Consider the following 22,975-nt stretch of genomic DNA (forward strand, 5'->3'; position numbering starts at 1 on the left):
TTATTTAGGTTTGTGCTGACAGAAAGCGAGGTGCTGAATTAAAAAGTAAAGTAATTTTTTGCGTTAAAGTACGAAATATCCTGCACTATTTTACCCACCCAATCCAAATCGTCAGGCAATTCGCCATTCTCTATATCTTCGGCAAAGAGGTTACAGATTATCCTGCGGAAGTATTCATGTCGTGGAAAAGACAGAAAACTTCTGGAATCAGTTAACATCCCAACAAGGCGGCTCAGAAGCCCCATATTTGATAAGGCATTTAGCTGTTTAATCATGCCGTCTTTCTGATCCAGAAACCACCATGCCGATCCAAACTGCACTTTACCAGCGATTGATCCATCGTTAAAATTGCCAATCATGGTGGCAATTAATTCATTGTCTGCCGGATTTAAATTGTAAATAATGGTTTTTGCCAGTTGATCCTGATTATCTAAACGGTTTAAAAACTTAGACAGCATTCTGGCCTGAGAAAAATCGCCGATAGAATCCCATCCTGTATCCGGACCAAGCTGGCGCAGCATCCGGGCGTTGTTGTTGCGCAAAGCCCCCAAATGATATTGTTGCACCCAGCCTTTTTCATGGTCCCACTCGGCAAAACAGATCAGCATGGCTGATTTAAATTTCAGGTTTTCCTCGTAAGAAATTTCTTGTTTACTTCTGATTTTTTCAAAAATGGAAGTGATTTCCTGATCGGTATAATCCTCGGCATAAATCTGCTCCAAACCGTGATCTGAAACGGAACAGCCGTTCGCAGCGAAGTAATCATGACGGCTTTTTAAGGCATTGAGATAATCCTGAAAACTGCTGATCGATGACCCAACCACACTTTCTAACTTATCAATGTATTCATTTAAACCCGTCACATCGTCACTGTTCATGGCCTTATCCGGACGGAAAGCAGGCAACATCTTTAAAGCCACCCCTTCTTGAGCCAGCTGCTGATGAAAATTCAAACTATCTAATGGATCGTCAGTAGTGCAAACGGCTTCGACATTCATCTTCGCCAGCAAACCACGAACTGAATAGGCTGGTGTTTGCAGTTTGGCCGAACATTCATCGTAAATTTTACGGGCTGTTTTGCCTGATAAAATATCGGTGATCCCGAAATAACGTTGCAATTCCAGGTGTGTCCAGTGGTATAAAGGATTACGTAAGGTATAAGGAACAGTTTCTGCCCATTTTTCGAATTTTTCAAAATCTGATGCATCGCCAGTGATGTATTTTTCATCTACACCGTTGGCACGCATCGCCCTCCATTTGTAATGATCACCAGCCAGCCAGACCTGTGTAATATTCTCGAACTGTTTATCGTTCGCAATCTGATCAGGAATAAGGTGATTGTGGTAATCAATAATGGGTAACGATTTTGCAAAATCATGGTAAAGCTTTTCAGCTGTTTTGCTTTGCAAAAGAAAATTTTCGTCTAAAAATGGTTTCATTCTATTTGATTTGAGACATTAGATTTGAGATGATCAAAACGCCTGTCTATTCATTTCATTTATTAATAATCTTTGTATGATGTTTTGTGAAGACACAGAACACTAACTTCTTATGGTATTTATCCTCATTGAGCAGTACGACATTTAATTCCGAAAGAAATGACTTCGTATCTCGCAATGACGGTTTTTACGCCAGAGACTTAGGACTAAAGACTTCTGACTCTAGACTCCCGACTAATGACTCTTTACTACAAACTCACTCCCCGTTTCCATGGAATAAAATCATCCTGGTTTAAGAGGACTGCTTTCGGAATTACCTCACCACTGGCTGCTTTAATACAATATTCTAAAATATCTTCGCCCATTTGTTCGATGGTTTTTTCCCCTTCAATTACCGGCCCGCAGTTGATATCGATGATATCGCCCATGCGTTTGGTTAAAGCGTTATTGGTAGACACTTTTATAGTAGGACAAACCGGGTTTCCTGTCGGCGTTCCCAATCCGGTTGTAAACAAAATAAGCGTTGCACCTGAAGCAGCTTTTCCCGTTGTGGCTTCCACATCATTACCGGGCGTACAAACCAGGTTTAAGCCGGGCTTGGTGGCAGGTTCGGTGTAATCAAGCACATCTTCTACAGGCGATGTTCCGCCTTTCTTCGCCGCACCTGTACTTTTAATGGCATCCGTAATTAAGCCATCTTTAATGTTTCCAGGTGATGGATTCATGAAAAAGCCCGAGCCCACGTTTTCTGCAGCCTGGTTATAAGCTGTCATCAGCTGGATAAATTTACGGGCCGCAGTTTCATCTTTTGTGCGATCAATTAACTGTTGCTCGGCACCACAAAGCTCCGGGAATTCAGCTAAAAGTATGGTTCCGCCCAGGGCCACCAATAAATCTGAAGTATAACCCACTGCCGGGTTGGCGCTGATGCCGCTAAAGCCATCGCTTCCGCCACATTTCACGCCCAATACCAGTTTGCTTAAAGGTGCTGGCTGACGTTCAATTTTATTGATCTCCGTTAAACCGATAAAGGTTTTCCTGATCGCTTCTTTTACCAATTGTTCTTCACTTTGCGATTGCTGCTGCTCGAAAATAAACATTGGTTTATCGAAATTCGGCGAACGTTGTTTTAAGTCATCCACAAAATCCTGCACCTGTAAATTCTGGCAGCCCAAGCTTAAAACAGTAACTCCAGCCACATTCGGATGATCTGCATAAGCAGCTAAAAGCTTGCTTAATGTCGCTGCATCCTGACGGGTACCGCCACATCCGCCCTGGTGGTTTAAAAACTTAATGCCATCTACATTTTTGAAAATACGATTGGCTACATGATTGGCCTGTCCGATAGTGGTGGTATCAGCCTCGCTTAAATCTTCACCATTTTTATAAGCCTCTACCAGATGATGAGCGTATGATTTGTATTTATCAGTAACGGCATAACCCAACTCATTGTGCAGTGCTTCACGGATCACATCCAGGTTACGGTTTTCGCAGAATACCGTTGGAATAAATAACCAGTAATTTGCTGTACCCACGCGACCGTCATTACGGATGTACCCGTTAAAGGTCCTAGCTGCAAATTTAGAAACATCAGGTGCACGCCACTCATAATGGTAGGGTTTAAATTCATATGGATCTGAAGCATGTTTGGTATTTTCAGTATCCATTAACCCACCTTTAAGGATAAAATGTTGCGCTTTACCTACCAAAACGCCATACATGATGATGTGATCACCTGCATTCATATCCTGCATGAAAAACTTATGCTTCGCCTGAATATCATCCTGTAAAACATATTCATCTCCATCGTAAATAATGGTTTCGCCCTTTGTTAAATTTTGTAAGGCTACCAGCACATTATCATTGGGATGGATTTTTAAAATTCTAGTCACCATTTTTAATTTGTTCTTTCTTGATGCAAGTTACTTAAAGTTTCCTTTGCACCTTTATTTTGTAATTGTTCTACGTAAGATTTTACAGCTGCATTAAAACCAGGATAATTGTTCAGGTTTTTATCCCATAAACGCCGATCGCCCAATGTATTTTCTACCACTGTTTCAGGGTTTTTCCAGTAACCGTGAAGCACTTCAGCAAATTCATCCTGCGTAGTGTACCTTTTTCCATTAACGGTGGATACATATTGGCCGCCATCCTGAGTAACATTCATGAAAACGATGTAGGCAGCAACACCGAGCGCAGTGCGCTGAGGCACCTGGTTATGAAGTGCATAATATTTTCTAATCAAAGGCATATTACGCATCTGCAATTTCTGGGTATAGTTTAGCGTAATGGCATGCCATTGATGGTCTAAAAACGGATTACTGAAACGATCGACCACACTTTTAGCGAAAGCGAGGGCTTCATCTTTGGTAATATCTTCATTTTCTACTGCCGGTACAATTTCTTCCTGCATTAGTTTCAACACATGGTTAGCAAATTCTCCATCAGCCATGGCTTCTTTTACAGTATGGAAACCTGCTAAAATGGCTAACCCACAGCTAATGGTGTGCGTTCCGTTTAACAAACGGAGTTTCAGCTCTTTAAATTTATCAATGGAGGGTACAATAAAAACGCCTTTATCTGCTGAAGCAAACGATAAAATTTCTTTCACTTTCTCATTTGATGATTCAATTGCCCAAAGCCTGAACGGCTCAGCCATGATCATCAATCCATCAGTATACCCGAGTGCATCTTCCATGCTTTGCTGTGCTTCTGCCGGCAGCTTTCCGGGCACAATCCGGTCTACCAGTGTTTTGCAGAAATGATTAGCTGTTCTCAACCAGTTTTCGAAATCCCAACCCAGTTTATTCTGAATAGCCAGATCGAGTACAATTTCTTTTAATTTATCTGCATTATCACTAATAAGTTCTGTTGGCACAATTACCATCCCGCTTTCCTCCGATCCGTTGAAGGCTCTATATCTTTCATGTAAGAAAGCCAACAGTTTACCTGGAAAGGATTGCGGTGGCGCATCCGTAATTTTATCTTCACTTTTTACAATTCCAACTTCAGTTGTATTTGAAATCACAACCTTCATCTCGGGCTGATGTGCCGTTTTTAAAACTTCTGCCCATTCGGATGTTGCTGATAATACACGGCTTATGGCCGCATTGATCATGTTTTCTTCCACTTCGTCACCATTTTCAATCCCTTTAACACAAAGTGTATACAAGTTATCCTGATTAGCAAATTCATCTGCGCCGGCTTTAGCTGTTGTTTTAACCACCACTACTCTTCCGTTAAAAATGCCCTGATGATTGGCCTGATCAATAAAATAATCCGGCAAGCCACGTAACAGAACGCCGGTTCCGAATTGGATTACCCGCTCTGGCAACTCCAACATTTCAGCGGTTGGCTTTTTCACCTTTTCTTCGCTAATGTTCTTTAAATTTTCTTTGTTTAGAATCATGTTCACATCATTTCGTCATCTCAGGAACCGAGCCATCTTAAACGGTAAAATCCCTACCTGTAGTTTAAGATTGCTTCCTTCCGCGCAATGACAAGTCTTATTTTTATTTAATTCCCGTTAGCAGCCAACCACTTCGGGTATTCTTTTTCTATCAATTTTTGTCCCCAGTTACCATACCAGGCATAACCATTCCTTCTTTCCGGACTTAATTCTTCCAGCTTTGATTTTATGGAATTATCGCGGTCGCCAAAAAGGGGCACGTTCTTATCTAAATCATAAAAGCGTGCCCAAACCATTCCTGATGGATCGGCGATTAGCGCGGCTGTTTTTCCTTTTTCCCTGTCGAAACGATAACCTGTTATTTTATAAGTATCGAACCATTTTATTGCAGAGGCTATTGCTGCTTTTATTTCATTAGATGGGTTTTGAATACGCATGAGAAAACGAACAATACCAACTGATTCACTTGTACTTAAAGAAGCTGGCTCAAAATTCCGGGCTTTTGCCGGTAACATCGAGTCTTTATCATATTGTGCTGCCCAAATGGTGCGCACACCTTGTTGTTTTACCTGAGTTTCCAACATGCATTGAGTTCCTTTTACAATGGCCTTTTTAACTTTCGGAAGATACTTTGGGTTAACGACTTCGAAATCATTTTTCCCACTGGCAATGTCTTGTAAAATATTCAGCACATTGACCATTGCATCATCATTGTATGTAATTTCCGAACGGTAGGAAGATTGATCGGGATAATACTGAGGCCAGCCACCATTATCATATTGAGCCGCCAGCATATAATCCAGCCCTTTTTCTGCAGCTTTCAGGTAAGTTTTGTTCTGCGTTTTTTTATAGGCTTTTACCAGGTAAACGACTTCCCGGCTGGTCGCCTTATTATCAAATGTAGCATGCTTATCTTCAGTGGCTTTTATTCTGGCAAGCAATGCAGGTGTTAAGTCTGCACCATAATTGACAACACTCTTATCTTCCAGTTGCTTTGGCCAGCCGCCGTTTCCTAACTGATAAACCAACATTTTTTCTGCGGTTGAATCGGTTCGCATTTGCGCATAGCAAGATGCCAGCAGGAAACAACAGATAACGGTTAATAATAATTTTATGCTCATTTTGTTGTTCGTTTCATTAACCAAAATCATGAACTGAATTAAACTGTTTTCTCCTTAAGTTAAGGCCATTAAATTCTTATTTCTTAACCGGCACCTGCTTGATTAACCAGTTTACCAAATCGTTGGTTGCCTTAAAATTTTCAAATTCTGCGGGCAATTTTCTTCCATCGATATATTCATTGTAGAACCATGGATCGCCAACGGCGAATACCGTTCCTTTTCCATATTTTGCTGTCGCGATAATTACATCACCTTTATCGGTTAGCGCAGCAACTGCAGGCATTTTGGCAACGATGGTTGAAATTTCTTTGATGTACACTTTTTTCGCTGTTTTGAAAATCGAATTTCCTGCCGGGATTTTGATTGCACCCTGTTCAAAATTTGAGCCTTGTACTTTGTTCCGGCTATCCTCATTAAATTTAATTCCGAAGGATTCTGGCAATACATTAAATTTAGTGATCTCGCAATTGCCCACATCATTAAGCAATAACACTAAAACGCCGCCAGCTTTCACCCATTCGCTCACTTGTTTGGCGTGTTCGGCATTCATGAAATTTGGATTTGCTGTTTCCTTTTCGGTATCCGGATCAACAATAATATAAATATTACTGCCTTTTAAATTCGCTGTGGTTGGCGCAACTTTTAAGGTTGAGGTTTTTACACCTGCATCGTTAAAAACCTTTTCAAGCAAAGAAAATCCATTGTTATCATCTTCGTTCCAAAGGTAATGGAAGGGGATTTTATCACCGGCTGGGCCGGTCATGTACTCGTTGTTAAAGAAATTGTCGACCGTAACGGTAAGGCCTTTTCCAGTTTTAGGCAATGCGGCTATTTCCATTTCGGCGGCTGCACAAATAAAAGCCCCAACACCTTTCGGATCATTGGTAATCACTTTCTCACTGATGTAATATTCGAAGCTGCCATCACGGTATTTTGGCTTTCCGCCTAAACCAGAAACAGAAACGGTTTTAGTCAGGTTTACCCTTTCATCACCAGCCTTTTCAATAAATTCTTTCTTTAAACCGGCATAACCTTTACTTGCTGCAGCCATAAAATTTTGTGGTAACCAGCCTTTGCGAACACCTTTAGCTAAACCATACACAAACATACTCGATGCGGAACTTTCCAGGTAATTGCCTTTTTTAGCGGGCAGGTTGAGGATATCAAACCAAACCCCTGATTTAGCATCCTGAACTTTTACTGCAGCAGTGGCTGTACGGTTTAAAATGGCCAATAATTCTTTTCGTTTCGGATGATTTTCAGGAAAATTATCCAATACATCAACCAAAGCCATCATGTACCAACCCATCGCCCGCCCCCAGAAGTGCGGCGATAAGCCTGTTTTCTGATCTGCCCATCTTTCGGTCCTGCTTTCATCATAACCATGGTATAAGAGACCTGTTTTCAGATCGCGAGCATTTTTTTCCATCCAGATAAACTGATTGGCAATATCATCATAAGCAGCATCTTTTTTCATCAGACGAGCATATTCCGCGTAAAAAGGCTCGCCCATATACAGGCCATCAAGCCACATCTGGTTGGGATAAATTTTCTTATGCCAGAAGCCCCCCTCTTTCGTTCGCGGCTGTTGCTGCAACTGATCATAAAGTTTATTTGCTGCCAGAAGGTATTTTTGCTGCCCGGTAACTTTATACAACAGCAGAAGCGAACGCCCGTTTTTAATATTGTCGATGTTAAAATCTTCCGCCTTGTAAGTAGCAATATTTCCTTCCTTATCTAAATAAGCGTCCATAGATGACTGGATGTATTTAAAATAGTCACCGTTTCCGGTATTGCGCCAAACGGCAGCGGCACCTTCAAGCACTACACCCATATCGTATGTCCACTTCGGACCTTTCGCACCTTTTAGTACAGCAGTATCCTGAAACAATTTCTCCATTGCAGTCCTGGTTAACTGTTCAGAAAGTTTCTTTTGTGCAAAACCTGTCAGCGATAATACTGAACATCCCAGAAATGCGATTGCGGTATATAAAACTGATTTCTTCTTCATTATTTTGAAATCTCTAATGCATTTTTATTGACTTCAGCAGCACTGCTGGATACCTTTTTTGCTTTTGAAGCATCTGTGCCGCTTACTTTAATTCCTTTTGATTTATCGCCGGCTACATTAAATAATAATTCGGCACCGTTTTTATACTGGAGTTTATCGATATTGATATTGGAGCTGTTCTGAATATTCACAACCGGGTTAGAGTTATCGGTAATCACCTTTACATTCTTTAAAAAGATGCCTGTTGCTTCAATGATTTCAATGCCTTCTTTAGCCTTAATGGTTACATTTTCCAGGTGAATGTCTTTGATATTCATTTCTGGCAAACCCCTGAAAAAGATGGCTTTTTCAGCACCATTCGCCACCACATCTTTGATATAAAAATTTCTGAACTGTGGTGTAGCTTCTGTAACCGGAATCATGACACTTTTTATGGCCTCACGTTTTTCACCCGCCAGCACAATGGGATCAACGGCGGCATAATACATATCAAACAGGATGGCCTCACCCGGAATATCAATCATGTTGATGTTGTTTACATAAATATTTTCTACAATTCCACCACGCCCGCGTGTTGTTTTAAAGCGTAAGCCAATATCGGTACCAATAAAAGAACAATCATATACCCAGATATTTTTAGCACCACCGCTCATTTCACTTCCTATAACGAAACCGCCATGCGCATGGTATACTACATTATTTCTTACAATTACATTTTCTGTTGGTACACCACGCTGGCGTCCGGCTTCATCTCTGCCAGATTTAATGCAGATTCCATCATCACCAACATCAAAAGTGCTGCCTTCAATTAATACATTTTTACAGGATTCTACATCTACCCCATCACCATTTTGTGCATACCAGGGGTTTTTCACCTGAAGATTTCTCAAGGTTAAATCTTCACAAAGCAGGGGATGCAGGTTCCAGGCGGGTGAGTTTTGAAAAGTAACCCCTTCTAAAAGGATGGTTTTACAATTGGTGAGCACGAGCAGATTCGGACGGAGAAAATCTTTGATATCTTCATAATCCTTTGCTGTTTTACCTGATTCAATGACACCTGCATTTTTGGTATTTGAGCCCCTAACGGTTTTAGCCGACGGGTACCACATTTTGCCATCTTCGCGAACAATTCCACCGGAAGCAACCAGGTTTTTCCATTGGGATTCTGTTAACTTATCTTTTTTTACCATGCGCCAAGCGCCACCGTTCCCATCAATAATGCCGGTTCCGGTAATGGCAATGTTTTCCAGGTTTGTTCCTGAAATCGGACTTTGGTTGCGCCAAGCCGGCCTGCCTTCCCAATTTCCTTCCACCAGTTTATATTGATTGAAATCAGCTGTAAACTGAAGAATAGCATCTCTTTTTAAATGAAGATTCACGTTACTTTTCAGTTCTATAGGCCCGGTAAGCCATAAACCTGAAGGGATTACCACCACTCCGCCACCTTTCTGGCTGACACTGCTTATGGTTTTATTGATGCTTTCTGTATTTAAAGCTATGCCATCACCTTTAGCGCCAAAAGCAACAATACTGGTGGTATCATTTTTAATTTTAACCTGCCGGATAACTGGTAAACTCGTTTTTTGCTGGGCTTTTGTTATACCAGCACTACAAATAAGGATAAAGGCGAGGGCTATTTTAGAATGGCATAAACTTCCAGAAATATATTTCATTATTTGCGCGGTTAAATTATACTTGGTTATTGTAATAACAAGTGTACGTTGTTTGCCTTTAAAAGCGAAGAGAAATCTATGCAAACGTTGCCGGAAAAAAGCATCAGATACCTGCCATACAAATAATTAAAAAACTGAAATACAAAGCCTTACATACATTATTTTTGTTCAGGATTCCATCCGCGGAAAACGTTTTCCATAATGTAACTTTTATACGCCTCATTGCTGAGCTGATGAGACCATTTCACCCGCTTTTCAGGCCGGGCACCTTTGCCGCTGTTTTGATATTCAGCATAATAAGCGGTTTGTTCATTGCTTTCTTTCCCCCAGTTATCCCAGCCTTCAGGTCGAATCAGTGCCGGAAGCTCACAGTTTAAAAATACCACCTTTGCATAAGGCCGCCACGGACGCCCCAGATAAAAGCTGTTTTCAGGCGCATCGCCTTTGATTGTACATTGGTTAAAAACATAGCCAAATTTAGTCGTATCAGCAGTTGATGCGGCGGTAATGTAACCTTGCTTTTTGCAAAAAAGCGTACATTTTTCAAACCAGGCAGTAGCAGAACCAAAGATAAAATCTACCGTTCCTTCAATGTAGCAGTTTTTATAAAATTGCCGGTTATTCCCGCCATAAGTATAAAGCGTATCCTGAAACCCCAGAAACCGGCAGTTTATGAAAGCAGATTTATCGCCACCTACCCAAACGGCAACAGCCTGCCCCACCGGACCAGAAGAATTTTCGAAGGTGATATTTTCAGCTGAAAATCCTTCTCCATAAATATAAAAACTGGAAGATCCTGAAGTACCTTTATCTTCTCCGAAAATGTTTTTCTTCTGTGCAAAATCATCATAGGTTAAAATGGTTTCATTTAAACTTTCACCAATCAACCTGACATTTTTTTTTGAAGCGGCCAGCACTAATTTTTCTTTGTATATCCCCTTTTTAATAAGAATAATTGTGACCTTATTTCTAAAATCAGGTACCGCATGGATGGCTTCCTGCACCGTTTTAAAATCGCCACTCCCTTTGGCATCTACCACAAAATCAGGCTTAATGTCGATGGCATTTCCCCTTATGGCACAGGTAACAAGCAAAATCAGGACTATCAATTTCATATCGGCTTTGGCTAGGTACAAATAAAACCGGCTACGCAAGGTTTAAACTTATTACGCAGCCGGGCTTTAACAAATATATGATGAGCAATTTTAAACATTAATATCTACCGGAAAGAAAAATCTGGGATAATAAATGCTGCAAACGATATCGGGAACGATTGCACAGTATCGTCTTGATCAAAAATAAAAAAAGGCTTAATCTTGTTAGTTGGCTAATCTGCAGGCTTGATTATATAAATAGCCAAAGATTTAATCCGATAATACTAACCATATATCAATCATCATGATGAAATATTTCCTGAAATTCATACTTGTAACGGGCCTTTGCTTCCATGCATTGGCACAGTCTCAGAATAATAGTGATATCTCAAAAGTTTGGGTAGCTGATCAGGGCAATGGTACTTATCAAAACCCGGTTATTTATGCCGATTATTCTGATCCGGATGCCATCCGTGTGGGCAATGATTTCTATCTGATTGCTTCAAGCTTTGATGCCGTTCCGGGCTTGCCCATTCTTCATTCAAAAGACCTCGTTAATTGGAAAATTATTGGTCATGCTTTAAAGAGGCAACCTCCGTTTGATCATTTTGAAAAAACACAGCATGGTAATGGTGTTTGGGCACCCTCTATCAGGTACCGAAATGGTGAATTCTATATTTATTATCCCGATCCGGATTTTGGCATTTATTTAACTAAAGCAAAAAACATTACAGGAGAGTGGTCTGCCCCGAAATTAGTGGCTGCCGGGAAAGGTTTGATCGATCCTTGTCCGTTTTGGGATGAAGATGGAAAAGCCTACCTCGCCTATGCTTATGCCGGAAGCCGTGCCGGAATTAAAAGTGTTTTAGCCGTAATGCCGCTTACTGCTGATGGAACCAAAGCTACCGGGACGGGTAGAATTGTTTATGACGGACATGAATCAGACCCGACCATTGAAGGACCTAAATTTTATAAACGTAATGGCTTTTATTACTTATTTGCTCCTGCTGGCGGGGTCTCTACTGGCTGGCAATTGGTATTAAGAAGTAAAAATATTTACGGTCCTTATGAAAGAAGGGTGGTGATGGATCAGGGAAAATCAACAGTTAACGGGCCACATCAGGGTGCCTGGGTTAACACACCAACCGGCGAAGACTGGTTCCTCCATTTTCAGGATCAAGATGCTTATGGAAGAGTGGTTCATTTACAGCCCATGAAATGGACAAATAACTGGCCGATAATTGGTACTGACCAGGATAATGATGGCATTGGAGAACCGGTCATGATTTATAAAAAACCAAATGTTGGCCAAACTTATCCGATGAGTACGCCAGTAGAAAGTGATGAATTCAATGCAACAGATTTAAGCTTGCAATGGCAGTGGCAGGCCAACCCGCAGCCTACATGGATGTTTACCGATGCAGGTAAAGGTGTTCTGAAATTGTATACTGCAAAAATTCCGGAAGAAGCGAAGAACTTGTGGGATGTGCCCAATTTACTGATGCAGAAATTTCCTGCAGAAGAATTTACGGTCACGACTAAAGTAAATTTTAAACCCAATCCAAAACTCGAAAATGAACAAACCGGATTAGTGATAATGGGCAGAAGCTATGCTAAGATCAGTGTTAAAAGTAAAAATGACGGACTTTATCTGATGTTTGGCATTTGCCAGAGTGCAGATAAGGGAAAAGCCGAAAGCGAAAAAGAAATTGCCAAACTTAAATCAGGTCAGGTTTATATGAAGGTAACGGTTGCTAAAAGTGCTAAATGTCAGTTTAGTTTTAGTGAAGATGGCATCAAGTTTAAACATGTTGGTGATGAATTTCAGGCTACAGCCGGACAATGGATTGGTGCAAAAGTAGGCTTGTACGCCATAAGGGATACACAAACCAATGATGCCGGAATAGCAGAGTATGATTGGTTCAGAATTGATAAATTAAAATAACTGCGGTATATGAAAAAATATGTTCAAATCTGTCTCTTCATGGGATTAACAGTTTTGCTGATGTCGTTCATGATAAAACGCGAACCCGTAAAAGTTTACCTGATTGGTGATTCTACTGTTGCTGATTACAGCCTGGAAACCGGTTACATGCAGAAACGTTATCCTCTAACAGGCTGGGGACAGGTTTTTCAACAATTCCTGATAAAAGATAGTCTGAAAAATTTAAATCATCTGATCAAAAATGATAGTGCCCTGGTAATCGACCAAGCAAAAGGCGGCAGAAGCACCCGGTCATTTTTTGAAGAAGGCAGATGGAAAGCGGTTTTATCTACATTGAAGAAAAATGATTTAGTCCTCATTCAATTCGGACATAATGATGCAGCGAAAGATAAACCTGAGCGTTATGTTGATATCCCTGGCTATAAAAATTTTTTAAGAATGTATGTAAATGAAACCAGGGCGAAAGGTGCCAAACCTATCCTGATTACTCCCGTAACCCGAAATTATCCCTGGAAGAATGGAGTACTTGGCAGTGCTCATGGTGAATATCCTCAGGCCGTCATGGATGTAGCGAAGGAATTAAGTGTTCCGGTAATTGATTTAACAACACTTTCCGCAGATTTATTTACTTCAAAAGGCATTGATTTCGTTACCAAAAATTATTTCATGAATTTAGATTCCGGGAAATATGTTGCTTATCCTAAAGGACAAAAAGACAATACCCATTTTCAGCCGGATGGCGCAAAAGAGATTGCCAGGTTAGTATATGAAGGCTTAAAAAAAATCAATACATCTTCAATATAATCACTAATATGAGCGGGATTTAACCGATCACATTAGTGATCCCAGATTATTTATCCAACCATTAATTTCGTGGCAATGGCAATTCTATTCCAGGCATTGATGGTAATAATCGCCATTATAACCTGAGCTAAATGCTGCTCATTAAAAAAACGAGAAGCGTTACGGTATGTCTCATCAGAAACATGCTTTGAAATTAAAGTTACCTCTTCCGTTAAAGCCAAAACAGCTTTTTCTTTTTCAGTAAACAAAGTGGTTTCTCTCCAGGCATTCAGCAAGTATAAACGCTGTTCAGTTTCGCCAATTTTACGTGCATCTGTACTGTGCATATTCAGGCAAAAAGCACAACCATTAATTTGCGATGCCCTCATTTTAATCAGCTCCAATAATATGGGGTCAATTTTAGTGGTTGATAAATATTTTTCCAAACCATACATGGCTTCATAAGCTGCTGGCTCTGCTTTTTTAATGTTAATTCTAGTTTCCATTGTTATATTTTAATTACGCTATAAAGGTCCGGAATCAATAGATCAAAAAACTTAATCTAGTTTAAGAAAAGAGGCTACTTAACCGCAAAGGACACCAAGCTATTTGCAATGAATTCAAAATTGGAAAGGTTTAATAATCATATTACCTGAACATAGTTCAGTGCCTTCCTTGGTTGAAACAACTGAGATTGTTGCTTATTTGCATTAAATGATAAGAATAAACATTTATTTTAAATTTGCCTATAATAAGAACATATATAAGCTCACTATTATGGATACCCATTATATACTTAGCACGTACTATTTCCGTATATGCCTTAAATGGTAAAACATTATCGCTTCGCCCTTATTTTACTTAAAAACTCAGGTGTAAAACCTAAATATGAAGCCAGCATATATTGTGGAATGCGCTGTACAAATTCGGGAAATGATCTGTTAAAATGATGATACCTTTCTTCTGCCGTCATGCTGTACAGATACCTGATCCGCAATTGGCTGGCCTGATGGCTTTTCTGCAATACTTGCCTGAAATACCTCTCCAGCTTTGGTAATTGAGTAAACATTTCTTCATAATGGCGGTGCTCAATGGCAATAACTTCAGTCGTTTCAGCAGCCTGGATAAAAAACTCAGAAGGTTGTTGAAAAAGAAAGCTGGTCAGGTCAGAAAGCCACCAGTTTTCAATGGCAAACTGCGTGGTTTGTTCTGCACCTTTGATATCAATAAAATATAACCTTAAACATCCTTTTACCACAAAATAATTGGCCCTGCAAACCTGCCCCTGTTCCAGTAAATAAGATTTCTTTTGAACTGTCAATGATTTGAGCAAAGCCGACAGTATTTCTTCTTCCTCCCTACTTAAATTTATAAACCTGTTGATATGACTAAATAAAGATTGATACATTATAGCGAATATACAGATGAATTACATATCTGCAGATTTTAAGATATCACTGGCATAATTGCCCCAGTCCTTTAACGCACGCTTTAAAATATCACTCAACTGTTTTTTATTTACAAGCTTCCCTTTTGAAGGTACTTTAAGCTGTGCATCCGTAACCTCTATATCTTTTACTTTCGTTGCAAACCAGGTAATATGTTCACGCGGCAAGGCTACGCCTAATATCATACCTGGTAATCCATTAAAGGTTTCCGGACCGCCAGATACCGGAATGGCATCGGCATAAAAGGCAACAACGTAAATAGAATCCATCATTAAAGCATTTGCCCGCCTGCAATCATAGCCTGCAATATTTCTGAATTCATCTGTTATTTTCCAGTTTATTTTGCGGATGGAATCTTTAACCAGGTAAGTTTCTTCATAAACCGATTTTTGAATAATACTGGTTTCTGATTTAAGATTACTTAAAATAATGTTATTCTGCTTTGCCGTCGCGAAATTACCTAACCAATTGTTAGATACACTTTCATCTGCCAGCGGATTAAAAAATGTTTGGTTGTTCTTAAAAGTAAGCTCACTTTTCAAAGTTTTAAATTGCGGGTTATTTTTTTGATACTGCTCCAGCGCCTGTGCACTCCAAAAGTTATCAGGATATTTTTTTGCCTGATCTTGAATCAATGCGTAAACATTGATCTTTTTCTCAAATTCTATAATGCCCTGGTTCACAAACCTCGCATTTTGCGCCATTGCATTATTCATTGTGCAAACCAGCATCAGTAAAGTATATTTTAATTTCATTTATAATATTTTAAAAGGATTTTGAATCATTACCATTCAAATTTTATTTTTGAGGCGCACCACCGCCCATTTTATTAAAATCCCAAATCAGGGAGAACATAAAATAACGGCTGATATTATTATAGCTTGTTTGCGTGATCATATTGGAATAGGAAGACCGCCTGAAACCCCGGTTCTGATTAAATAAATCATTACCGCGAATGGTAAGTTTCAGATCTTCATTTTTAAAGAAACATTTGGTTACAGCTGCATTGATAATGATCTGTTCGAAACTGGTATCAAAAGCTGGCGATTTAGGTGTGTAAGTATATTCACCATCCGCACGAAGTTTGATTTTTTTCGGCAAGGTTAAGCTGAAGCCTCCCCAACCTTGCATCCCCCATCCTTTATTTGCCCGATCTTTTTGAAGCGAGGCTACCTGTGCATGATAACTCGGACCAAAGTTTAAATAGATTTCACTCTTATCCTTATACCTGTTAATCTGTAATGAAGGAGAAAAGCTGGTACTCACAATTTGATTTAATTCGACCACATCACTTAACTGACTTTTTACGTAGCTATAATTTGTATTGCCATTTGCATTTAAATTTAGCCCGATATTGGCATCAAACAGAAATTTAACTTTTCTATTGAACCCGCTATATACACTATAATTAACCGGCGTTCTATCTGTTAAATTAACAGATTTCGCTATTGTCTTTCCAGAAGCATCTGTTTCTGTGCTACTGACTATTGCTTTGTTAACAAAGCCGAAACTACCGTTAATGTATATTGATTGCTGACTCAAAACTTTATAAGCGTTATAACTTACAATAAATCGACTATTGAAGGATGGTGCCAGATCTGGATTACCAAGAGGTTGATATAATGGATTATCATTTACCCTTACCGGCTGCAACTGGTTAACGGTAGGTTGGTTTGTACTTCCGTTATAACTGAACCTAAAAGCCCTTTGAGCGGAGAATTTATACATGTAACTGGCTTGAGGTAACCAATTTACGAAACTTCTGCTATAACTTTGATTAGAGAGTTGCTCAAATTGATCAAACTTTGCGGCACTCACCTTACTACCAAAACTAATAGTTGTTTTAGGCTTTTTATAGTTAAAAACAGCTCCACCCTGATTAAGGTATTGACTTGCTTTAAAATCATTGCTGAATTCTTTATCCAGAATATCATAATTTCCAGGTGATGATTGATTGAAAGATTTACGATCAGAACGACTTTCATTAATACCAAAACCATAATTTAACACTAAAGAGATTGATTTTGTTAGTGGCTCATTGTAAGTTAAATTGCTACTAAAAATAGAACTCTGGGTATTGTTTTTCTTTAACTGATCTGTAACTTCCTTTCTTAAAGGTAAACCAGCTTCATCATAATATTCTACAACTGAATTTAAAAAACCATCTGAATTGAGATCATTGAGATTCTGACTAAGACTTACTGAATAATTACGCCCTGCTTTTTTTAGCTTTTTGGTATAAAAGGCAGAGATATTAAATGTTTGTTCTTTACCATTGTTACTATTCGACTGCCTATTTTCGTTGAGTTTGGAATTGTTGCCCCTTAATCCAATACTATTTAAGCTGGAGATATTATCACTGTTTTTAAGCAGGCCATCTACTGATACTTTGAGGTTACTGGTGGTATCCGGTTTGATGGTATATACTGCATCAATTTTCTGCCTAAACACATTTCGATCAGAATTTTCATCGGTATTTGTATTGATAATACCATCAGGTAAATTATTCTGACTAAGGGTATTTTTAGTCGTTTTGATGCCTAAGGTACCCAACTTATAATTGGTGTTAATACTCTCCTTATCGCTATTCCATTTATTATCATAATGTGCACCGCCGGTTAAGGCCCGGGGTATCCCTTCACCATAATAATTTCCGTTTTCTAATTCATCTCCATCCCCATAGCTAAACCACATATTTCCATCATCACTCATTTGCATATTACTATTACCCGCACCTAATTTATTGCCATCTTCCCAACTCAAACCCGTAGTACCGTTATTTGCGGCCGTACCATAAACAGAGAACTTTTGTTTGGCTTTGAAGCGGTTAAACAATGCCTGGCCCTGATAAAAATCTTTAGTACCATAACCCGCATCAATCTTTCCGAAGTAACCACTTTTCTTATCTTCTTTAAGTTTTATATTGATGGTTTGTGTTTTTTGCCCATCATCAACACCTGTGAAGGCTGCCTGATCGCTGGATTTTTCATAAAGTTGAACTTTATCCACCATATCCGCCCTTAGGTTTTTAGTTACCAAGGTTGGATCATCACCAAAAAACTCCTCTCCATCTACCAATACTTTAGGTACGGTTTTCCCCTGGGCCGTAATTTTCCCATCCTTATCTACCTGTATTCCCGGCAGTTTTTTCAACAAATCTTCCACTTTATCATTTGGTTGTATACTATAACTTGATGCGTTAAACTCTGTAGTATCGCCCTTAATTTTAATAGCGGCCTTTTCGCCTTTAATAATTACATCTGCCAAAAGTTTCGCTATTCCGGTTAAATTAATCGTACCAAGATCTATGTCTTTTTTAGTAGAATCTAAGGTAAAGTGATCAACAAAATCAGCATATTTAGGATAAGAAACCAATAGCATAAACTTGCCATTTTTAATACCGTTGATTTCAAAGGAGCCGTTTTCAGCAGACCTGGTAAATTTCACCAGCGTAGAATCTTTAGCATTTAATATGGCAATGGTAGATCCGGAAAGTAAAGTAGTTGAAGCAGTGTCTATGGTGCGGCCTTTAATCTGGTGAACAATTTGCGCCTTCAGGTAGGAAGTAACAAAAACCAGAAAACACAGGCAGAGGAGCGTTCGTTTCATAAGATAATTGATTAGCTTGGTGCTCTAATATAAAACTAATTAATTAGTTAAAATAGGCTTTAACTTTTTTTAACAATATGATCACACCATATTTAAATCATTAAAAAAATTATATTTAATCAAATTTTAAAATGATGAAACTCCCATCTATACAACACCTTTATAAGGACTTATTAACTGTTGTTAAACGCTTCCCGCTACAGTTCGTATTTATTATTGTGGCAACAGTATGCTGGACATATTATATTCATCTTGACCGTTATGGTGCAGATTCATTGCTTAACGCCGCTCTTCAAAAGATTCTGATAAAAGCTATATTAATCAGTAACCTCGGCCTTACCCTTACACTCGCTTTAGATTTACTAGCAGAAAGAAAGGCATATAAGCCTGGAAAAAAGTGGCTGATCAGGATCTTTACGGTTTTGAGTTGCCTGTCGCTCTTTTTCTTATTAAATCCTGCAGATAACTTTGCTGATCAGTTAAGAATTGCATTGATGGCATTTGCCTTTCATTTGTTTGTTGCTTTCTCTCCATTTATGGATAAAGGCCAGATTAATGGCTTCTGGCAATTTAATAAAGTGTTGTTCCTCCGCTTTCTAACAGCAGCGCTTTATTCTATTGTGCTGTATGGTGGTTTAGCGATAGCCCTGGTAGCCATAGATGGCTTATTCAATGTCGCTATTTATTGGAAAACATACATGATTGTTTTTGCAATCATAGTCGCTGGTTTTAGTCCGGTATTCTTTTTAGCAGGTATACCCACCAATTTCGAACAACTGGAAAAAGAAGCTGCTTACCCTAAAGGACTGAAGATATTTACACAATTTGTACTTATTCCACTAATGACCATTTACCTGGCGATTTTATTATTTTATGAAATCAAAATCATGGTAAGTTGGTCATTACCTAAAGGTTTGGTTTCCAGCCTGATTATTGGTTACGCCGTTTTTGGAATCCTATCATTGCTCCTTATTTATCCGATGAAAGAGCAGGAAGGAAACAGCTGGATAAAACTTTTCTCGCGTTTCTTTTATAGCATGCTGATTCCGCTCATCATACTCCTTTTATTGGCAGTTTGGAAGCGGGTTGAACCTTATGGAATAACAGAAAGCAGGTACATACTGATACTGATTGCCTTATGGCTAACTTGCATAACGGTTTACTTTCTCTTTAGTAAAAGGCAAAACATTAAACTCATTCCCATTAGCCTGGCTATTTTAACGATGCTTGCAGTTTACGGACCTCAAAGTGCATCTGCTGTTTCTAAATACGCACAAATTACAAGGCTCAAGAAGATATTATACTCTCAAAAGGCCGAGGATCTAAAGGAAAAGCCATCTGTGGTGAAATATCTCGTATCTAAACATGGCTTAAGCGCTTTGCAGCCTTTTACTTCAAAAAACCTGACTCATATTGAAAATGTAATTGACAGTCGAGATGATTATCAATATGTCAAAGATAAGATAAAAGTGGATACTGCCTTTTCCACTTTAAAGATCAACGACAAGGATATTTATCCCGCCGATACCCAATATACTTTTTTAAGTACCGATCATGATTTCCCTGCGATTAGCGGATTTGATTACCTGCTGGATATAAATAGCTATGAAAATACGGAAAAGGTTTTCAATGGCATCCAAATAAAAATAGATCGTACTAATGATAAAAACTTAATCATTAACCTAGGTGATACAGCCAAATTAGCAATTAACCTGACTAAAATTTTTGAGGAATCAGTAGAACTGGTGAAAGCTAAAAAATTAAAATCAACTAAAAATTATAATGAATTTCTCCTGCCTGCCAATAAGCTAACTTTTTCTAAAATAGTGAAGAATTATCAGTTTACTTATACAATTGGTCAAATCAGAGGTTACAAAACTGGAAGTAGTTTACAGAAAAACTGGTTTGATATTGAAGCGCATTTATTGATTAAAAAATTATAGTATAAAACTATTTTGGAAAGGGGCTGTATCAGGAAAAAATGAACAGCCCCTTTTCTTTTTTTACGGATTGGTAGACCAAACGGCTGCATCTTTTACAAACACCCTTCTGTTAAGCTTCAATTGAGCAATAATCAGTTCTGCTATATCTTCTGGTTGCATCACCTTATCAGGATTACCATCGGTCAGTTTTAAATCAATAGCCATATCCGTTGCCGTAGTACTCGGCGATAATGCCGTTACCCTGATGTTATGTTTTCTCATTTCCTGCATTAATGAAACAGAAAAAGCATTAACTGCCGCCTTAGATGCCGAATATGCACTGGTTACTGCCGCAGGACTAAATGCTGATGAACTTGAAATGCTAATAATCTCACCAGTTTGCCTTTCTATCATTTCTGGCACAACTGCACGGGTTACATAATAAGTACCCATTAAGTTAGTTTGAATAATCCGCTCCCAGTCTGCTATTTCCATTTCTAAGAATTTACCAAACTTTCCAACACCAGCATTATTGATCAAAATTTCAATAAAACCCAACGCTCCTTTAACTGTTTCTATGGCATGGTTTACAGAATCGATATCACTAACATCCATAGTTGCAACAGCTATTTTTACGTGATATTGCTTTAACTCTTCTGCCAGTTCATCTAAATGACTTTTCGTTCTGCCAACTAAGGCTACGTTTACACCTTCTTTTGCTAAAGCCGTGGCAATAGCCTTTCCTATGCCTTTACCCGCACCGGTAACGATTGCATTTTTTCCTGATATATTTTCCATTGTTACATTATTAATATGGCGTTAAACTTTTTAAAAGTTAGTAACGCTAACCTAAATCATTTCATTACAAATCAAACTTAATCCCTTGTGCCAAGGGCAAGGTATCCGAATAATTGATTGTGTTCGTTTGTCTGCGCATATAAGCCCTCCAGGCATCAGATCCGCTTTCTCTTCCACCGCCGGTTTCCTTTTCACCTCCAAAAGCACCACCAATCTCAGCACCTGATGTACCTATATTTACATTCGCAATCCCGCAATCTGATCCTTTTGAAGATAGAAAAAGTTCAGCTTCTCTCAAATTCAAGGTCATAATTGCTGAAGATAAACCCTGTGGAACACCATTTTGTAAAGCAATGGCTTCTGCTAAGGTTTTATATTTAATCAGGTATAAAATCGGCGCAAAAGTTTCATGCTGAACAATTTTGAAGTCATTTTTAACTTCGGCAATACAGGGTTTTACATAACAACCGCTGCTGTAATGATCGCCGGTTAACACACCACCTTCCACGATAAATTGACCACCTTCGGCTTTACATTTCTGAATCGAATCCAGATATGAAGCCACAGCATCCTGATCAATCAACGGACCAACATGATTACTTTGATCCAGCGGGTCGCCGATCCGTAACTGATCATAAGCCTTCACTAATTTTTCTTTAAAGGTATCATAAACACTTTCCTGAATAATCAATCTTCTGGTAGAGGTACAACGCTGACCAGCTGTACCAACGGCACCAAAAACAGCACCGATTAAACTCATATCCAAATCAGCATGTTCTGAAATGATAATCGCATTATTACCTCCCAATTCCAGCAAGGTTTTACCCAGGCGGGCGCCCACGGCTGCAGCAACTTCTTTTCCCATCCGGGTAGAACCTGTTGCAGAAATTAAGGCCACACGGCCATCATGGGTCATCGCTTCTCCCACTACCTTGTCCCCTAAAACCAGGTTACAAACGCCTTCTTCTATATCATTGGCCTTAAAAACTTTAGCAATAATATGCTGACACGCAATTGCCGTTAAAGGTGTTTTTTCAGAGGGTTTCCAGATGCAAACATTGCCACAAACCAGCGCCAAAGCTGCATTCCAACTCCAAACGGCCACCGGAAAATTAAATGCTGAAATAATGCCAACAATCCCCAGTGGATGCCATTGCTCATACATGCGGTGGTTCGGGCGTTCACTATGCATGGTTAAGCCATATAACTGGCGCGATAAGCCTACTGCAAAATCACAGATGTCAATCATTTCCTGCACCTCACCTAAACCTTCCTGCAAACTTTTTCCCATTTCGTATGAAACCAGTGCGCCCAGAGCTTCCTTATTCACCCTCAAAGCATCACCAAACTGCCGGATTAAATCTCCACGCTTTGGAGCTGGCACGGTTCTCCATTCAGAAAATGCCAGCTGAGCCTTTTCCACCACCTGGTTATAGTCTTCAGCAGTGGCAACCTTGGCAGAAGCAATTAATTTTCCATCTACAGGAGAAAAACTTTCCAACAATTCAATGTTGGAAAGGCCACCCCAATTACTTCCTGTACTAAAAGCAGCATTATTGGCTTTTACACCTAACTGATCCAAAATGGATTGAATATCTGTCTTCATATAACTAAACGATTTACACAAAAAAACAAAAAATTAAGAGAAAGCAGGTACATTTGAGTCTTTACTTTATCACAATAATTTAGATGTTGTTTTAAAGATAACAGACCCATAAAATCA

The 22,975-nt window shown here is 39.1% G+C and carries 16 protein-coding genes; 3 read left to right on the plus strand and 13 right to left on the minus strand.

Features of this window, described 5'->3' with window-relative positions; all coding sequences use genetic code 11:
* Positions 1–38: 38 nt before the first annotated feature.
* The 7 genes from uxaC to OQX64_RS13490 all read right to left on the minus strand — a co-directional run bounded on the left by uxaC (position 39) and on the right by OQX64_RS13490 (position 10,768).
* Entirely contained in the window at positions 39–1,439 is a 1,401-nt protein-coding gene (gene uxaC, locus OQX64_RS13460; protein ID WP_265819174.1) for a glucuronate isomerase, read from the minus strand.
* A gap of 248 nt (positions 1,440–1,687) precedes the next feature.
* Positions 1,688–3,334, minus strand: a complete 1,647-nt coding sequence (locus tag OQX64_RS13465) for a UxaA family hydrolase (protein WP_265819175.1) — start codon at positions 3,332–3,334, stop codon at positions 1,688–1,690.
* A gap of 2 nt (positions 3,335–3,336) precedes the next feature.
* Positions 3,337–4,848 carry a tagaturonate reductase gene (locus OQX64_RS13470; RefSeq protein WP_265819176.1) on the minus strand — a complete coding sequence of 504 codons (1,512 nt, stop codon included), beginning with the start codon at positions 4,846–4,848 and terminating at the stop codon, positions 3,337–3,339.
* A gap of 107 nt (positions 4,849–4,955) precedes the next feature.
* Positions 4,956–5,969 (minus strand): pectate lyase, encoded by a 1,014-nt coding sequence (pelA, locus tag OQX64_RS13475; RefSeq protein ID WP_265819177.1) that lies wholly within the window; start codon positions 5,967–5,969, stop codon positions 4,956–4,958.
* Between the two features lie 76 nt (positions 5,970–6,045).
* A complete protein-coding gene (locus OQX64_RS13480; RefSeq protein WP_265819178.1) occupies positions 6,046–7,980 on the minus strand; it encodes a glycoside hydrolase family 88 protein in 1,935 nt (644 codons plus the stop codon).
* Positions 7,980–9,653, minus strand: coding sequence for a glycoside hydrolase family 28 protein (locus tag OQX64_RS13485; protein WP_265819179.1), 1,674 nt, complete (start codon positions 9,651–9,653; stop codon positions 7,980–7,982). The genes OQX64_RS13480 and OQX64_RS13485 overlap by 1 nt, the downstream gene beginning before the upstream one ends.
* 158 nt (positions 9,654–9,811) lie before the next feature.
* A complete protein-coding gene (locus OQX64_RS13490; RefSeq protein WP_265819180.1) occupies positions 9,812–10,768 on the minus strand; it encodes a pectinesterase family protein in 957 nt (318 codons plus the stop codon).
* Positions 10,769–11,054: 286 nt separating this feature from the next.
* Here OQX64_RS13490 and OQX64_RS13495 point away from each other — a divergent pair, with 286 nt between their 5' ends.
* Both OQX64_RS13495 and OQX64_RS13500 read left to right on the plus strand, forming a co-directional pair.
* On the plus strand, positions 11,055–12,692 hold the full coding sequence (locus tag OQX64_RS13495; protein WP_265819623.1) for a glycoside hydrolase 43 family protein: 1,638 nt from the start codon (positions 11,055–11,057) through the stop codon (positions 12,690–12,692).
* Between the two features lie 39 nt (positions 12,693–12,731).
* Entirely contained in the window at positions 12,732–13,496 is a 765-nt protein-coding gene (locus tag OQX64_RS13500) for a rhamnogalacturonan acetylesterase (RefSeq protein WP_265819181.1), read from the plus strand.
* Between the two features lie 50 nt (positions 13,497–13,546).
* On the opposite strand, the gene OQX64_RS13505 is transcribed toward OQX64_RS13500, so the two are convergent.
* From OQX64_RS13505 to OQX64_RS13520, 4 genes are all read right to left on the minus strand, one after another.
* Positions 13,547–13,981, minus strand: coding sequence for a carboxymuconolactone decarboxylase family protein (locus tag OQX64_RS13505; protein WP_265819182.1), 435 nt, complete (start codon positions 13,979–13,981; stop codon positions 13,547–13,549).
* A 332-nt stretch (positions 13,982–14,313) separates the two neighbouring features.
* A complete protein-coding gene (locus OQX64_RS13510; protein WP_265819183.1) occupies positions 14,314–14,883 on the minus strand; it encodes a Crp/Fnr family transcriptional regulator in 570 nt (189 codons plus the stop codon).
* 21 nt (positions 14,884–14,904) lie between these two features.
* A complete protein-coding gene (locus OQX64_RS13515) occupies positions 14,905–15,678 on the minus strand; it encodes a GLPGLI family protein (RefSeq protein ID WP_088299669.1) in 774 nt (257 codons plus the stop codon).
* Between the two features lie 43 nt (positions 15,679–15,721).
* On the minus strand, positions 15,722–18,532 hold the full coding sequence (locus OQX64_RS13520) for a TonB-dependent receptor (RefSeq protein ID WP_265819184.1): 2,811 nt from the start codon (positions 18,530–18,532) through the stop codon (positions 15,722–15,724).
* A 131-nt stretch (positions 18,533–18,663) separates the two neighbouring features.
* Between OQX64_RS13520 and OQX64_RS13525 the strand changes: the two genes are divergently transcribed.
* Positions 18,664–20,475, plus strand: a complete 1,812-nt coding sequence (locus tag OQX64_RS13525) for a DUF4153 domain-containing protein (RefSeq protein WP_265819185.1) — start codon at positions 18,664–18,666, stop codon at positions 20,473–20,475.
* Positions 20,476–20,535: 60 nt separating this feature from the next.
* Here OQX64_RS13525 and OQX64_RS13530 read toward each other — a convergent pair whose 3' ends face one another.
* Positions 20,536–21,252: a 3-ketoacyl-ACP reductase gene (locus OQX64_RS13530; RefSeq protein WP_088299672.1), complete on the minus strand. Its 717-nt coding sequence runs from the start codon at positions 21,250–21,252 to the stop codon at positions 20,536–20,538.
* A 64-nt stretch (positions 21,253–21,316) separates the two neighbouring features.
* Positions 21,317–22,858: an aldehyde dehydrogenase family protein gene (locus OQX64_RS13535; protein WP_265819186.1), complete on the minus strand. Its 1,542-nt coding sequence runs from the start codon at positions 22,856–22,858 to the stop codon at positions 21,317–21,319.
* Positions 22,859–22,975: the final 117 nt, after the last annotated feature.

The sequence above is a fragment of the Pedobacter sp. GR22-10 genome (assembly GCF_026239715.1).
Taxonomy (GTDB): Bacteria; Bacteroidota; Bacteroidia; order Sphingobacteriales; family Sphingobacteriaceae; genus Pedobacter.

Coding starts and splice junctions, on each gene's coding strand:
- uxaC (WP_265819174.1), bottom strand. CDS start 1,439: ATGAAACCATTTTTAGACGAAAATTTTCTTTTGCAAAGCAAAACAGCT.
- OQX64_RS13465 (WP_265819175.1), bottom strand. CDS start 3,334: ATGGTGACTAGAATTTTAAAAATCCATCCCAATGATAATGTGCTGGTA.
- OQX64_RS13470 (WP_265819176.1), bottom strand. CDS start 4,848: ATGATTCTAAACAAAGAAAATTTAAAGAACATTAGCGAAGAAAAGGTG.
- pelA (WP_265819177.1), bottom strand. CDS start 5,969: ATGAGCATAAAATTATTATTAACCGTTATCTGTTGTTTCCTGCTGGCA.
- OQX64_RS13480 (WP_265819178.1), bottom strand. CDS start 7,980: ATGAAGAAGAAATCAGTTTTATATACCGCAATCGCATTTCTGGGATGT.
- OQX64_RS13485 (WP_265819179.1), bottom strand. CDS start 9,653: ATGAAATATATTTCTGGAAGTTTATGCCATTCTAAAATAGCCCTCGCC.
- OQX64_RS13490 (WP_265819180.1), bottom strand. CDS start 10,768: ATGAAATTGATAGTCCTGATTTTGCTTGTTACCTGTGCCATAAGGGGA.
- OQX64_RS13495 (WP_265819623.1), top strand. CDS start 11,055: ATGAAATATTTCCTGAAATTCATACTTGTAACGGGCCTTTGCTTCCAT.
- OQX64_RS13500 (WP_265819181.1), top strand. CDS start 12,732: ATGGGATTAACAGTTTTGCTGATGTCGTTCATGATAAAACGCGAACCC.
- OQX64_RS13505 (WP_265819182.1), bottom strand. CDS start 13,981: ATGGAAACTAGAATTAACATTAAAAAAGCAGAGCCAGCAGCTTATGAA.
- OQX64_RS13510 (WP_265819183.1), bottom strand. CDS start 14,883: ATGTATCAATCTTTATTTAGTCATATCAACAGGTTTATAAATTTAAGT.
- OQX64_RS13515 (WP_088299669.1), bottom strand. CDS start 15,678: ATGAAATTAAAATATACTTTACTGATGCTGGTTTGCACAATGAATAAT.
- OQX64_RS13520 (WP_265819184.1), bottom strand. CDS start 18,532: ATGAAACGAACGCTCCTCTGCCTGTGTTTTCTGGTTTTTGTTACTTCC.
- OQX64_RS13525 (WP_265819185.1), top strand. CDS start 18,664: ATGATGAAACTCCCATCTATACAACACCTTTATAAGGACTTATTAACT.
- OQX64_RS13530 (WP_088299672.1), bottom strand. CDS start 21,252: ATGGAAAATATATCAGGAAAAAATGCAATCGTTACCGGTGCGGGTAAA.
- OQX64_RS13535 (WP_265819186.1), bottom strand. CDS start 22,858: ATGAAGACAGATATTCAATCCATTTTGGATCAGTTAGGTGTAAAAGCC.